Genomic DNA, 14,462 nt, shown 5'->3' with positions numbered 1-14,462 from the left:
CTGACTCTGCATCTGTCCCGACACAGAAAGTGAAATTGTGCCGGTGCGCCACACCGGCTTTGTCGTTATCAGGCGCGTGCTTTTCGGCCGTAAACCAGCCAGGTCACCGCGATGCAGCAGAGATAAAAGACCAGGAAGATTTTCATCGCGCCGGCGGGTGAACCGGTCATGGCGAGCGACAGGCCAAAAGTCTGCGGAATAAAGAAACCGCCCAGCGCGCCAATGGCGGAGATAAAGCCGAGCGCAGCAGAGGTTTCTGTTGCCGCTTCGCGCTGTGCCAGCGCATCGTCGCCGCCCTCAGTTTTGATACGTTCCAGCGTCAGCTTACGGAAGATCACCGCAATCATCTGGTAGGTGGAGCCGCTGCCCAGACCGGACGTCAGGAACAGGCCCATAAACACGGCGAAGAAGGCCACGAACGAGCCATCATGTCCGGCACCCGGCAGGGTGAGGAACAGCAGCGCAGCAAACAGCGCCATCAGCACGTAGTTGACAAGCGTGACGCGGGTACCGCCGAAGCGGTCAGAAATGATGCCGCCTGCTGAACGGGCCAGCGCGCCAATAAAGGGGCCGAAAAAGGCGTAATGCATGATCACGACATCAGGAAATTGCGTCTTCGTCAGCATCGCAAAACCGGCAGAGAAACCGATAAATGAGCCAAAGGTGGCAAGATAGAGCAGCGCCATAACCCACAGGTGTGGACGTTTTAGCACCGGCAACTGCTCACGCAGCGAGGATTTCGCCGCCGCCAGGTCGTTCATGCCGAACCAGGCCGCCAGTGTGCCGATCGCCAGGAACGGCACCCAGATCCAGGCGGCATTTTCCAGCCAGATGCTGTCGCCGGTGACGGTGGTCTGACCCACATCGGCAAAACCAAAAATGGCACAGGAGATCGCCAGCGGGGCGACAAACTGCATCACGCTGACGCCGAGATTGCCCAGGCCGCCGTTGATACCCAGCGCGCCGCCCTGACGGGCTTTGGGAAAGAAGAAGCTGATATTGCCCATGCTCGACGCGAAGTTAGCGCCACCAAAACCGCACAGCAGGGAAATCACCATAAAAGTGGTGAATGAGGTCTGGCTGTCCTGTACGGCAAAACCGAGCCACAGGCAGGGGATAATCAGGATGCCGGTACTGAAGGCGGTCCAGCGACGTCCCCCAAAGATGGGAATAACAAAAGAGTAAGGCACACGCAGCAACGCGCCAGAAACCGACGGCAGCGCGGTCAGTAAAAAGAGCTGCTCAGTGCTGAAGGTAAAGCCAACTTTATTCAGGTTAACCGCAACGGTGCTGAACAGCATCCAGACGCAGAAGCCCAGCAGCAGACAGAAGACAGAAATCCACAGGTTACGGCTGGCGATACGTTTACCACGCGCCTGCCAGAACGCATCGTTTTCCGGTTGCCAGTCCTGAATTAACGCGCCGCGCGTCGGGGTTTGCAAAGAGGTGGATTGGGTCATAAATCTCTCATCAGCAGAATAATAATTGTGCGTATCCTGCGCATCCGGCGTGGTGTCGGGCTTGATACAAATCAACGGCAATGCAGGTTACAGAGGCACGCCGCCCTCTCTTCACCCCGGTTAAGTAGTTGACTGAATTCAGATAACCCTTATAAATCATAGGGTTTAAACACGGCCGCCCATGCCTTCTGTAAAAGGGTGTCCGACTGGAAATAAAGGAGTAGTCCATTGGGGGTATATAGCGACCCCGCTTCACCGGTAAGATAGGCTCTCCGCCCGCTCAGGGCTGGCGTATGTGACAGGAACAGGAGCCATTGTGACGGCAGAGAAATTTACGCTTTTATTGATCGACGACCATCCCATGCTGCGCAACGGCCTGAAGCAGCTGATTGCGCTGGATGAAAGACTGCAGGTGGTTGCCGAAGCGGGTAATGGCATTGATGGCCTGGCGCTGGCACAGCAGCATGATCCCGACCTGATCCTGCTTGATCTTAATATGCCAGGTCTGAACGGACTGGATACCCTGACCCAGCTGCGTGAGATAGCCCTTTCTGGCCGGGTGGTGGTGTTCAGCGTTTCAGATAATGAAGAGGATGTGGTCAGCGCGCTGAAGCGCGGCGCTGATGGGTATCTGCTGAAAGATATGGAACCGGAAGCCTTACTGAAAGCGCTGCATCAGGCTGCTGCCGGTCAGATCGTGCTGAGCGAGGCGTTAACCCCGATTCTGGTCGCCCGGTTGCGTGAAGCGCAGCCTGCTCAGACGCGCGACATCAATCAGCTGACCCGGCGCGAACGCGATATTCTGCAACTGATCAGCGACGGGATGACCAATAAAGCGATTGCCCGCAAGCTGGTCATCAGTGAAAGCACGGTCAAGGTTCACGTTAAATATCTGCTGAAAAAGATGAACCTTAAATCCCGACTTGAAGCCGCCGTCTGGGCGCTGCAGAACGGGCTGCACTGACACTTTCCCCTTCCCGATGCGGCGCATTGCCCTCCTGCCGGCCGTAAACTACCGCAGAAATCGCGAGCCGCCTCGCAGCCCCGCCTCAGCATCATGAGAACAGGCACTTTTTTGTCGCCAGCCGCCGCCACATTTGCCAGGATGCCTGTCAGGTTACACCCGGTCAGGATCGCGGCTGTGCATCACGCTGGCATATGCCCTGCCCTATTCGTTATCATCTGATTATCCTGCGCGCCTGGAATCCCTTTCGGTTTCATGGGCGTTGACCGCCAGAAATTTACCGCATTAAAAATGAGCTAAAACCTTATGCAAGAGCCAACCGAAAAGGACTTTCCTTCCCATACGCCGATGATGCAGCAGTACCTGCGTCTCAAGGCGGAGCATCCTGACATTCTGCTGTTTTACCGTATGGGTGACTTCTACGAGCTGTTTTATGACGACGCAAAACGAGCCTCGCAGCTGCTGGAGATTTCACTCACCAAGCGCGGTGCGTCAGCGGGCGAACCGATCCCGATGGCGGGTGTGCCCTATCATGCGGTTGAAGGTTACCTGGCTAAACTGGTGCAGCTGGGCGAATCCGTTGCCATCTGCGAGCAGATAGGCGATCCGGCGCTGAGCAAAGGCCCGGTCGAACGCAAAGTGGTGCGCATCGTTACCCCAGGCACCATCAGTGATGAGGCGCTGTTGCAGGAGCGACACGACAATCTGCTGGCGGCGATCGTGCAAAGCCCGCGTGGTTTTGGCTACGCCACGCTGGATATCAGCTCAGGCCGTTTTCGCCTCAGCGAACCTGCCGATGCTGAAACCATGGCGGCAGAACTGCAGCGCACCAATCCGGCGGAGCTGCTCTACCCCGAAGATTTCCAGGCGATGTCGCTGATCGATCAGCGACGCGGCCTGCGACGCCGTCCGCTGTGGGAGTTTGAGATCGACACCGCACGCCAGCAGCTGAACCTGCAGTTCGGCACCCGCGATCTTAATGGCTTCGGCGTGGAGAATGCGCACCTCGGACTGAGCGCGGCGGGCTGCCTGCTGCAGTATGCCAAAGATACCCAGCGCACCACGCTGCCCCACATCCGCTCTCTGAGCATGGAGCGGCAGCAGGACAGTATCATCATGGATGCGGCCACCCGCCGTAATCTGGAAATCACCCAGAACCTGGCAGGCGGCACCGACAACACCTTAGCGGCGGTGCTGGATAAAACGGTCACCCCGATGGGTAGCCGGATGCTGAAACGCTGGCTGCATATGCCGCTGCGCGATGCGCGCATCATTAACCAGCGTCAGGAGTCGATTGCTGAGCTGCAAAATCTCAGCGACGTGCTGCAACCGGTGCTGCGTCAGGTAGGGGATCTGGAGCGAATCCTGGCTCGCCTGGCCCTGCGCACCGCACGTCCGCGCGATCTGGCTCGCATGCGTCATGCGTTTCAGCAACTGCCGGAACTTAACCAGTTGCTGGCCGATGTTGAGGCGCCACAGTTGCAGAAGCTGCGCACGCAGATGGGCGAGTTCACCGCGTTGCGTGAGCTGCTGGAGCAGGCGGTGATTGAGTCACCGCCGGTGCTGATCCGTGACGGCGGAGTCATTGCGCCCGGCTACAACGCGGAACTGGATGAGTGGCGCGCACTGGCAGATGGCGCAACCGACTATCTTGACCGGCTGGAGATCCGCGAACGCGAGAAGCTGGGACTGGATACCCTGAAGGTCGGCTTTAACGGCGTGCATGGTTATTACATTCAGGTGAGCCGCGGACAGAGCCATCAGGTACCGATGCACTATGTCCGTCGTCAGACCCTGAAAAATGCTGAACGCTATATCATTCCGGAGCTGAAAGAGTACGAAGACAAAGTACTCACCTCCAAGGGTAAAGCGCTGTCGCTGGAAAAAAGCCTGTATGAGGCGCTGTTCGATCAGTTGCTGCCGCATCTTGAAGCGCTGCAGCTGAGTGCCGCCGCGCTGGCAGAGCTGGATGTGTTAAGCAACCTGGCAGAACGTGCCTGGTCCCTGAACTATTGCCGCCCGGTATTGCAGGATAAAGCCGGGATTAAAATCAGCGGCGGACGCCATCCGGTGGTGGAACAGGTTCTGAAAGAGCCGTTTATTGCCAACCCACTGTCACTGGCACCCCAGCGCAGAATGCTGATTATTACCGGCCCCAACATGGGCGGTAAAAGTACCTATATGCGCCAGGCGGCACTGATTGCGCTGATGGCATGGATTGGCAGTTTTGTTCCTGCCGATGAGACGCTGATTGGCCCGCTGGATCGCATCTTTACCCGTGTCGGTGCCGCTGACGATCTCGCCTCCGGGCGCTCGACCTTTATGGTTGAGATGACCGAAACCGCTAACATCCTGCACAATGCCACCGAAAATAGCCTGGTGCTGATGGATGAGATTGGACGCGGAACATCCACCTACGACGGTTTATCGCTCGCCTGGGCCTGCGCCGAAAACCTGGCGAACCGTATCAAGGCGATGACGCTGTTTGCCACCCATTACTTCGAGCTGACAACCCTGCCGGAAAAAATGGAAGGCGTGGTTAACGTCCATCTGGATGCCGTTGAGCATGGCGACACAATCGCCTTTATGCACAGCGTCCAGGAGGGTGCGGCCAGTAAGAGCTATGGTCTGGCGGTGGCGGCGCTGGCCGGCGTACCCAAAGAGGTAATTAAGCGGGCACGCAATAAGCTGAAGGAACTTGAGACCGTTTCAAACCACTCCGCGTCATCGACGGTCGATGGCTCTCAGCTGCCGCTGCTGGTTGAAGAGACCTCGCCTGCCATGGAGGCGCTTGAGGCGCTGGATCCGGATACGCTGACACCGCGTCAGGCACTCGACTGGATTTATCGTCTTAAATCGCTGGTCTGACATTACATCCCGTACATCGCACCGCGTTAATGCGCGGTGCTATGCTCGCTCGCCCGCAAATCACTTTTCTGCTGACATAAAAAAAGCGATGGTTTTCACCATCGCTTTTCGCATTCAAACTCAGATTTACTGTTAACGATTATTCACGAAACAGTGCTTCAATGCTGAGGCCCTGCGCCTGCAGGATTTCACGCAGACGGCGTAAACCTTCAACCTGAATCTGGCGTACACGCTCGCGGGTTAAGCCGATTTCACGACCCACATCCTCAAGTGTTGCCGCTTCATAGCCCAACAGGCCGAAACGACGTGCCAGCACTTCACGCTGCTTGGCGTTCAGTTCGAACAGCCATTTAACGATGCTTTGTTTCATATCATCGTCCTGCGTGGTGTCTTCCGGGCCGTTGTCTTTCTCATCGGCCAGAATATCCAGCAGCGCTTTTTCAGAATCACCGCCTAATGGCGTATCAACCGAGGTAATGCGTTCGTTGAGACGTAACATGCGGCTTACGTCATCAACTGGTTTATCAAGCTGCTCTGCGATCTCTTCCGCACTCGGCTCATGGTCGAGCTTGTGGGAAAGTTCACGCGCAGTACGCAGATAAACATTCAGTTCTTTCACAATGTGAATCGGCAGACGGATGGTACGGGTTTGATTCATGATCGCCCGTTCAATAGTCTGACGAATCCACCAGGTGGCGTACGTTGAGAAACGGAACCCGCGCTCCGGGTCAAATTTCTCTACGGCGCGAATCAGGCCGAGGTTACCTTCTTCAATCAGGTCCAGCAGAGCTAAACCACGATTGCTGTAACGACGAGCGATTTTCACCACCAGGCGTAAGTTACTTTCGATCATACGGCGACGGGAAGGGATATCACCCCGCAATGCACGGCGAGCGAAGAAGACTTCTTCCTCTGCCGTTAACAACGGAGAATAGCCAATCTCCCCGAGATAGAGCTGCGTCGCATCTAACACACGTTGCGTCGCACCCTGTGATAGCAACTCTTCTTCCGCTACGTCGCTATCACTGGCTTCATTTTCAACGAGTGCCTTCTCGTCAAAAATTTCAGCTCCGTTCTCATCGAATTCCGCGTTCTCATGTAACTCGTTTACTTTCAGCGTATTCTGGCTCATAAGCGGCTCCTACCCGTGATTCCAGGGCAGAACATAAACCTGTTTTGTTCTGCCGGATTATCGCTGCGGTAAATAACGCAACGGGTTTACGGATTTCCCCTTGTAACGAATTTCAAAGTGTAATCTGACTGAACTGGTTCCGGTGCTACCCATGGTAGCGATCTTTTGCCCCGCCTTAACTTCCTGTTGTTCCCGGACCAGCATTGTATCGTTGTGGGCGTAGGCGCTCAGGTAATCATCGTTGTGTTTAATGATGATTAAATTACCGTAACCCCGGAGTGCGTTACCTGCGTAAACCACTCGTCCTGAAGCAGTGGCGACCACAGATTGTCCGCGCGTCCCGGCGATATCGATACCTTTATTGCCACCTTCGGCGGCAGAGAAGTTATCGATGATCTTCCCGTCAGTCGGCCAGCGCCAGCTTCCGACCGGCGTTGAACTGTTGGTTGTACTGCTAACCGTTGGGGGTGCGGTAACGACTGGAGCTGTTGTCGTTGCAACATTTGCTCCATTCGAAGGCAACATTTTGCTGCCACCCGAATTACCTGAATCATCAGAATACGTAATAACAGGTTGCTGTGCAACAGCAGGCGATTTAATTTGTGGCGCCGCCGGAACGCCGCCCTGCGTTGCATCAGCAACGGTAATGGGATTGCCGCCAGTAATCGGCTGACCCGACCCATTGCCAATCTGCAAAGTTTGTCCGACATTCAGGCCATATGGCGCCGGAACATTGTTGCGCTGGGCTAAATCACGGAAATCGTTGCCGGTAATCCAGGCGATGTAAAACAATGTGTCGCCACGCTTAACGGTATAAGTTTCACCGGAGTAGCTACCCTTAGGAATGTTCTGATAACTGCGATTGTAAACAATCCGGCCATTCTGCGTCTCAACATTGCTGTTGGTACTAATCATTCCACCACTAGCGGGGGCAGATGCTGAATTTTTGCTTAACATTTGTCCCTGGGCTGGCGTGGCAGGAACGCCGCCTGAACTCATGTCTGCTCCAGACTGGTTAGTGTTCATGCCACCATTGTCGCCAACGCGACTGATGGGTGCCTGTGAGTTGTCGCTGGAGCTACAGCCTGCCAGCCAAAAACCTACCAGTGAAAGCGCCGCCAGACGGCGTAACTGAAAAAGTGTGCTTCCCGTGCTCATTAATCCCCCGTGATGGCAACTCTGATCTATCTGTTTCACTGTATCTGCCAGCAGGATACTCTGCGCGGCGCGATAAAATCTGCGTTTTCGATGAATAAACTGGATAGTAACAACATCAGGTACGTGGTGCTATGAAACAGTTGTGAAGAAATACGAAGAGGGTCAGGCCAGATCGCCCTGCACCAGCGGGACAAAACGCACTGGTTCAATGGTCTCTTCCATCACCTCTTCGCCCTGACGACGCAGGCGCTTCAGTACCTGCTGATCTTCACCAACCGGCAGCACCATGATGCCGCCTTCTGCCAGTTGTGCTATCAGCGCAATCGGAATTTCAGGCGGTGCAGCCGTGACGATGATGGCATCGAAGGGGCCACGTGAAGGCCAGCCCTGCCAGCCATCACCATGACGGGTTGAGACATTATGCAGATCCAGCTGTTTCAGACGGCGCTTGGCCTGCCACTGCAGCCCTTTAATGCGTTCCACTGAATAAACATGGTCCACCAGATGGGCAAGAATCGCCGTCTGATAACCTGAACCCGTACCAATCTCCAGCACACGCGAATGCGGATTAAGTCCAAGCAGCGCAGTCATCCGCGCGACCATGTAGGGCTGTGATATCGTCTGACCGGAGCCGATGGGCAAGGCAACATTGTCCCAGGCTTTATGCTCGAACGCTTCGTCGATAAAACGTTCGCGCGGCACCTCGCTGATGGCTTTCAGCAGGTTTTCATCATCGATGCCCTGCTGACGCAGTTGTGACAGCAACGTCTCAATACGCCGATTCACCATGCCAGGTTCACCTCAGCTTTAGCCAGCCAGTCACTGAGAACGTTCTGCGCGCTGTGCGCCGTTAAATCGACATGCAGTGCCGTGACAGAGACGTAGCCCTGATCCACGGCGGCGAAGTCCGTATCGGGGCCCGCATCCAGTTTTTCGCCTGGCGGACCAATCCAGTAGAGTGTATTGCCACGCGGATCCTGCTGCGCAATCACCTGATCCGCCGGATGGCGACTGCCACAGCGCGTCACGCGGATGCCTTTGAGTTCAGACAACGGCAGATCGGGAACGTTGATATTGAGAATGCGGCCGGTGCGCAGCGGTTCATGCGTCAGCGCCCTGAGGAGCGCGCAGGTCACGGCCGCCGCGGTGGCGTAGTGCTGATGGCCGTTGAGCGAAACCGCGATAGCCGGTAAGCCAAGATGTCGCCCTTCCATCGCTGCCGCCACCGTGCCGGAGTAGATCACATCATCGCCCAGATTGGGGCCGGCATTGATGCCCGACACCACAATGTCGGGACGCGGCTGCATCAGCGCATTCACCCCCAGATAGACGCAGTCGGTCGGCGTCCCCATCTGGACGGCGATATCGCCGTTTTCATGGGTGAAGGTGCGCAGAGGCGTTTCCAGCGTTAATGAGTTCGAGGCACCGCTTCGGTTACGATCGGGGGCAACAACCTGCACGTCAGCAATCTGCCGCAGGGCTTTCGCCAGAGTCTGAATGCCTGGCGCATGAATGCCGTCATCGTTACTGAGCAATATCCGCATTTCGTTCTGACCTTTTTTTATTCGACTGGTCGCCGTGACGGAACCTGTTTTAACGGCATGGCAACAGGTGAGGAATAGACGGCGATTTTTGCATTCTAGCGAGGCGCGCAAGGAAGTGGTAGGCGTAAATCACACGACGGTGGGGGTTTGCCGCAACATTACCCACACTGCGGGTCAGGTTGCGGCGAAGATTACTCATCAATCTGATCGGGCGAGTCCGCGTGGGTCAGCAGCTCCCGGACCACGCTGGTGGCAAAGCTGCCCGCTGGCAGCCAGAATGCCAGTTCCAGGGTGACATCATCCCACCAGCTCCACTGCATATCGCGCGGCACCACCAGCATGGCGCGGCGTGCAGCATCGACCTTCTCACGTTCAATCAGTCCCAGCAGCAGCGTCTCATCAGCCAGCGCCTGCTGTTCAAAGGCCAGCGCGTCAGCCTGCGGGCCAGGCTCGCCCCGTCCCGGCAGCGGCGCGGTGATGCGCAGCTCATGCTGCTCTACCCGGCGCTGTGACTCTGCCAGTTCATCAGGCTGTGCGACAAACCAGCTGCCTCGTCCGGTCAGCTGCAACGCATCGCCGTTAAGCACCTGAGTCAGCCTACCCTGCTGTTGCAGACGCGCACTGGTCACCTGATTAAACAGCGCACTGCGCGCGGCAGAGAGCATCAGACTGCGCTTGTTGCGGTCGCGAATAATGATCTCATTGCGTGCCCACTTTTCAGCCATCACCAGATTATTGCCGCCGCGGCCAAAGCGCTGTTCACCAAAATAGTTCGGCACGCCCGCATCGCGAATCTGCGCCAGACGCGTTTCAACCGCATCACGGTCACTGATCTGGCGGATGATCAGCCGGAACGCGTTCCCCGCCAGTGCGCCGATGCGCAGCTTACGTTTGTGGCGCACCGCCTGCAGAATCTCGACCCCTTCCAGCTCAAAACCGCGCAGATCGGGCATCGCATTACCCGGCAGGCGAAAACAGAGAGTCTGTTCCGTCACCGCATGGCGATCTTTCATTCCGGCATAACTCATGTCGCGCTGATGAATACCGAGATACTTCGCCAGTGCCTCAGCCACAAAGCGGGTATTGGCCCCCACTTTACGGATACGCACCAGCAGGTGCTCACCTTCACCATCCGCGCCATAACCGAGATCCTCAACCACCACGAAATCTTCCGGATTGGCTTTGATCACTCCGGAGGCCACGGGTGTACCGTGCAGGTAATTCAGCATCATTGGCTGTCAGCTTTCAGGACTAACGCCACCGCTTCACAGGCGATGCCTTCGCCGCGCCCGGTAAAGCCCAGCTTCTCGGTGGTGGTCGCTTTGACGTTGACCGCATCCATATGGCAGCCCAGATCTTCTGCAATATTGATCCGCATCTGTGGCACGTGCGGCAGCATTTTCGGTGCCTGAGCAATAATCGTGACGTCGACATTACCGATGCGATAGCCTTTGGCTTCGATACGGCGCCAGGCCTCACGCAGCAGGCCGCGGCTGTCCGCCCCTTTAAAGGCCGGATCGGTGTCAGGAAACAGCTTGCCGATATCGCCCATCGCCACTGCGCCCAGCAGCGCGTCAGTCAGCGCATGCAGCGCCACATCGCCATCCGAATGGGCGATAAAACCCTGCTCAAACGGGATCCGCACACCGCCAATCACTAACGGACCCTCTCCGCCAAAGGCGTGAACGTCAAAACCGTGACCGATACGCATCATGCGCTCTCCTTTAATTGAATCTGACTCAGATAAAAAGCCGCCAGCGCCAGATCTTCTGGCCGGGTGACTTTGATGTTATCACTGCGTCCGCTGACTAACAGCGGGTGGTAGCCGCAATACTCCAGCGCCGAGGCTTCATCGGTGATGGTCGCGCCTTCTGCCAGCGCCCGCGTCAGGCAGGCGGTGAGCAGCGCATGAGGGAAAAATTGCGGCGTTAAGGCGTGCCAGAGATCGTCGCGCTCTACGGTATGGGCCACCGCGGCTTTGCCCGGCTCGCCCCGTTTCATGGTGTCACGCACTGGCGCGGCCAGAATCCCGCCAACGTGGCTCTTTTCACGCACGTTGAGCAGTTGCTGGAGATCGTCGGGATGCAGACAGGGACGCGCGGCGTCATGGACCAGCACCCAGGCGGAACCCTGTGCAGCCTGCAATCCGGCCAGCACCGATTCGGCGCGGGTCTCTCCGCCTGTCACCCTGAGCACGCGCGGATCGCGTGCCAGCGGCAGTGAAGCGAAGTGCTGGTCATCAGGACTGAGGGCGACAATCACCTGTTTGATAGCGGGATGGGAAAACAGACGCGCAATGCTGTGTTCCAGAAGGGTGTGCTGACCAATCGTCAGATACTGCTTCGGACAGGTTGCCTGCATGCGGCTGCCGATCCCGGCAGCGGGCACCACGGCAATCACATCCGCAAGGGAGGCCAGAGTGTTCATGTTTTATCGTTGTTGGTTAAGCGCTGCTTGTTGCGCGTTGCGTTTGTTCTGGTCAGGCACCAGACGATAGAAAGTCTCACCGGGCTTAATCATGCCCAGTTCATTGCGTGCACGCTCCTCGATCGCTTCCGAGCCGCCATTGAGATCGTCAATTTCGGCAAACAGCTGATCGTTTCGCGATTTCAGTTTGGCATTGTTTGCCTGTTGCACCGCGACATCATCATTGACGCGCGTATAGTCATGGATGCCATTTTTCCCCAGCCACAACGAATATTGCAGCCAGCCAAGCAGCACCAATAACAGTAACGTCAGTTTTCCCATCCCGCCCCCTAAAAACGGCCCAATCATCCCATAACTTTGCACAGGACTCCACACCAGCGGAGAAAATGGCGCGCTTTGCTGCGCGTCTGCGCAAAATATGAATCAGTACCGATTCAGACGGGAAAAGATTTGTAACCTGCCGATGCGTTTGCACATCAGCGCGGGCGCACTGAGGGCTTACCAGCCAGAGAGAAAAGAGAACATTAACCAGAAGAGCGTGACCACCATGATCACCGTGGCGAGCGCGGCCCACAGCCACTGTCCACTCAGCAGCGTATTCAGCGCGATACCCGTGACCACCGCAACCGGCAGCAGCGCCAGAAAGAATGGCCAGGTATAAAGAAAGAAGAACAGCGTGTTAGAGCCGAACAGCAGGAAAGGAATCGCCAGCGCGCACCAGTAAGCGAGAAAGCCGATAACGCCGCCCGGTAGCAATGAGCGCGGCTCATCCGGGGAGGAGTCATCTTTTCGAGCGAGCATTGGGGTAATGTTCTGCATAGGCATCCTGTTGGCGCGAGGGCGGCAAATCAGAAACGATTTGCCGCTGTCTCTTCAGGATTTGATGATATCGCGGTCACGCAGCAGGTCTAACAATTGGGCGGCGAGTTTTGTAACCAATTGTTCGCCATCCAGCTGGATTTCCGGGCTATCGGGCGCCTCATAGACGCTGTCGATGCCGGTGAAATTACGCAGTTCACCGGCGCGCGCTTTGCGATACAACCCTTTCGGATCACGCGCTTCACACACGGCTAACGGCGTATCGACAAATACCTCGATAAACTGTCCCGGCTCCAGCAGATCGCGCACCATCTGACGCTCGGCGCGATGCGGCGAAATAAAGGCAGTGAGCACCACGAGTCCGGCATCCACCATCAGTTTCGCCACTTCACCGACGCGACGGATATTCTCTTTACGGTCATCATCGCTGAAACCGAGGTCACGACAGAGGCCGTGACGCACATTGTCACCATCCAGCAGATAGGTGCTGACGCCGATGCGGTGCAGCGCCTGCTCCAGCGCACCGGCAACGGTGGATTTCCCCGAGCCCGAAAGCCCGGTAAACCACAGCACCACGCCCTGATGGCCATGCTGCTGTTCGCGTGAGACGCGTGTCACCGGATGATCATGCCACACCACGTTATCGTCGTGCTGCGCCATTACTGACCGCCCAGCAGGTCGCGCGCATTCCAGTGTGGGAAGTGGCGGCGCACCAGCGCATTCAGTTCCAGCTCAAACGCGCTGAACTCGCCGGTATTAACCGGGGCATCATGGTTTGGCTGATGGATCATGCCGGCACCCACGGTGACGTTGCTCAGGCGATCGATAAAGATCATGCCGCCGGTTACCGGATTCTGCTGATAGCTGTCGAGCACCATCGGTTCGTCAAAGGTGATCTCAATGCGACCGATACCGTTCAGCGGCAGCGTATCGACCTGACGCGTCTCCAGCGAGTTGATCTCGACCTGATGCAGCACCTTCTCTACCCGGCCACGGGTTTTCTTACCGGCGATTTTCAGGTCATAGCTCTGACCGGCCTGCAGCGGCTGTTCTGCCATCCAGACCACGTCAACGCTGGCAGACTGAACCGCTGCCAGCTCTTCACTGGCATCCACCAGCAGATCGCCACGGCTGATATCAATCTCATCCTGCAGCACCAGGGTAATCGCTTCGCCTGCACCCGCTTCCTGCAGATCGCCATCGAAAGTCACAATGCGGGCAATGGTCGACTCCACGCCAGAAGGCAGCACTTTAACGCGCTGGCCTACCTGCACGCTGCCCGACGCCAGGGTGCCGGCATAGCCACGAAAATCGAGGTTCGGACGGTTGACATACTGCACCGGGAAACGCATCGGCTGATGATCGACGACGCGCTTCAGCTCCACGGTCTCCAGCACATCCAGCAGCGTCGGGCCGCTATACCACGGCATGGTCTGACTGGCAGAGGCGACGTTATCCCCTTCCAGCGCCGACATCGGCACAAAGCGGATATCGAGGTCTTCCGGCAGCTGCGCAGCAAAGTCGAGGTAATCCTGTTTGATCTGCTCGAAGCGCTCCTGGTTGTACTCCACCAGATCCATCTTATTGATCGCCACCACCAGGTGTTTGATCCCCAGCAGCGTCGAGATAAAGCTGTGGCGGCGGGTCTGATCCAGTACGCCTTTACGCGCATCGATCAGCAGGATCGCCAGATCGCAGGTTGACGCGCCGGTCGCCATGTTACGGGTGTACTGCTCATGTCCCGGCGTGTCGGCAATAATAAATTTACGCTTTTCGGTCGAGAAGTAGCGGTAGGCCACATCAATGGTAATGCCCTGCTCACGCTCAGCCTGCAGACCATCCACCAGCAGCGCCAGATCGAGCTTCTCGCCCTGGGTGCCGTGACGTTTGCTGTCGTTGTGCAGCGACGAGAGCTGATCTTCATAGATCTGACGGGTGTCGTGTAGCAGACGTCCAATCAGGGTACTTTTTCCGTCATCAACGCTGCCGCAGGTCAGAAAACGCAGCAGGCTCTTGTGTTGTTGCGTGGTCAGCCAGGCTTCAACGCCGCCCTGGTCGGCAATCTGTTGTGCAATTACGGTATTCATCTG

Annotated in this window: 14 protein-coding genes; 2 read left to right on the top strand and 12 right to left on the bottom strand. The window is 56.8% G+C overall.

Annotated elements, in window-relative coordinates:
- Positions 1 to 68: 68 nt before the first annotated feature.
- Complete coding sequence (locus NR201_RS19680; RefSeq protein ID WP_256850088.1) at positions 69 to 1,460, bottom strand: NarK family nitrate/nitrite MFS transporter; 1,392 nt, start codon at positions 1,458 to 1,460, stop codon at positions 69 to 71.
- 316 nt (positions 1,461 to 1,776) lie between these two features.
- Between NR201_RS19680 and narL the strand changes: the two genes are divergently transcribed.
- Together narL and mutS are read left to right on the top strand one after the other, a co-directional pair.
- Positions 1,777 to 2,424 carry a two-component system response regulator NarL gene (narL, locus tag NR201_RS19675; protein WP_010672127.1) on the top strand — a complete coding sequence of 216 codons (648 nt, stop codon included), beginning with the start codon at positions 1,777 to 1,779 and terminating at the stop codon, positions 2,422 to 2,424.
- A 306-nt stretch (positions 2,425 to 2,730) separates the two neighbouring features.
- Complete coding sequence (mutS, locus tag NR201_RS19670; protein ID WP_122889669.1) at positions 2,731 to 5,292, top strand: DNA mismatch repair protein MutS; 2,562 nt, start codon at positions 2,731 to 2,733, stop codon at positions 5,290 to 5,292.
- A gap of 139 nt (positions 5,293 to 5,431) precedes the next feature.
- Here the strand turns inward: mutS and rpoS are convergent, their stop codons facing one another.
- The 11 genes from rpoS to cysN all read right to left on the bottom strand — a co-directional run bounded on the left by rpoS (position 5,432) and on the right by cysN (position 14,459).
- Complete coding sequence (gene rpoS / locus NR201_RS19665) at positions 5,432 to 6,424, bottom strand: RNA polymerase sigma factor RpoS (protein WP_003849090.1); 993 nt, start codon at positions 6,422 to 6,424, stop codon at positions 5,432 to 5,434.
- Positions 6,425 to 6,481: 57 nt separating this feature from the next.
- A complete protein-coding gene (gene nlpD / locus NR201_RS19660) occupies positions 6,482 to 7,582 on the bottom strand; it encodes a murein hydrolase activator NlpD (protein WP_010248535.1) in 1,101 nt (366 codons plus the stop codon).
- Positions 7,583 to 7,744: 162 nt separating this feature from the next.
- Positions 7,745 to 8,371 carry a protein-L-isoaspartate(D-aspartate) O-methyltransferase gene (locus NR201_RS19655; protein WP_010248537.1) on the bottom strand — a complete coding sequence of 209 codons (627 nt, stop codon included), beginning with the start codon at positions 8,369 to 8,371 and terminating at the stop codon, positions 7,745 to 7,747.
- Positions 8,365 to 9,126 (bottom strand): 5'/3'-nucleotidase SurE, encoded by a 762-nt coding sequence (gene surE, locus NR201_RS19650; protein WP_003849099.1) that lies wholly within the window; start codon positions 9,124 to 9,126, stop codon positions 8,365 to 8,367. Before surE ends, NR201_RS19655 begins: the two co-directional genes overlap by 7 nt.
- A gap of 191 nt (positions 9,127 to 9,317) precedes the next feature.
- Entirely contained in the window at positions 9,318 to 10,358 is a 1,041-nt protein-coding gene (truD, locus tag NR201_RS19645) for a tRNA pseudouridine(13) synthase TruD (RefSeq protein ID WP_033786729.1), read from the bottom strand.
- Positions 10,355 to 10,837 carry a 2-C-methyl-D-erythritol 2,4-cyclodiphosphate synthase gene (gene ispF / locus NR201_RS19640; RefSeq protein WP_010248541.1) on the bottom strand — a complete coding sequence of 161 codons (483 nt, stop codon included), beginning with the start codon at positions 10,835 to 10,837 and terminating at the stop codon, positions 10,355 to 10,357. Before ispF ends, truD begins: the two co-directional genes overlap by 4 nt.
- The gene (gene ispD / locus NR201_RS19635; RefSeq protein ID WP_031593988.1) at positions 10,837 to 11,553 is read right to left on the bottom strand and encodes a 2-C-methyl-D-erythritol 4-phosphate cytidylyltransferase; all 717 of its coding nucleotides are present in this window, start codon (positions 11,551 to 11,553) and stop codon (positions 10,837 to 10,839) included. The genes ispF and ispD overlap by 1 nt, the downstream gene beginning before the upstream one ends.
- Before the next feature lie 3 nt (positions 11,554 to 11,556).
- Complete coding sequence (gene ftsB, locus NR201_RS19630) at positions 11,557 to 11,874, bottom strand: cell division protein FtsB (protein WP_010248545.1); 318 nt, start codon at positions 11,872 to 11,874, stop codon at positions 11,557 to 11,559.
- A gap of 177 nt (positions 11,875 to 12,051) precedes the next feature.
- Positions 12,052 to 12,372 carry a DUF3561 family protein gene (locus NR201_RS19625; RefSeq protein ID WP_010248547.1) on the bottom strand — a complete coding sequence of 107 codons (321 nt, stop codon included), beginning with the start codon at positions 12,370 to 12,372 and terminating at the stop codon, positions 12,052 to 12,054.
- 54 nt (positions 12,373 to 12,426) lie between these two features.
- Positions 12,427 to 13,032 carry an adenylyl-sulfate kinase gene (cysC, locus tag NR201_RS19620; protein WP_033786734.1) on the bottom strand — a complete coding sequence of 202 codons (606 nt, stop codon included), beginning with the start codon at positions 13,030 to 13,032 and terminating at the stop codon, positions 12,427 to 12,429.
- The gene (gene cysN / locus NR201_RS19615; RefSeq protein WP_010248552.1) at positions 13,032 to 14,459 is read right to left on the bottom strand and encodes a sulfate adenylyltransferase subunit CysN; all 1,428 of its coding nucleotides are present in this window, start codon (positions 14,457 to 14,459) and stop codon (positions 13,032 to 13,034) included. The genes cysC and cysN overlap by 1 nt, the downstream gene beginning before the upstream one ends.
- Positions 14,460 to 14,462: the final 3 nt, after the last annotated feature.

It is taken from the genome of Pantoea sp. Fr-CA_6 (assembly GCF_024520895.1).
GTDB classification, from domain to species: domain Bacteria; phylum Pseudomonadota; class Gammaproteobacteria; order Enterobacterales; family Enterobacteriaceae; genus Pantoea; species Pantoea agglomerans.
Note: the sequence above shows the minus strand (reverse complement) of the source record. Positions and strands in the feature narration are given on the sequence as shown.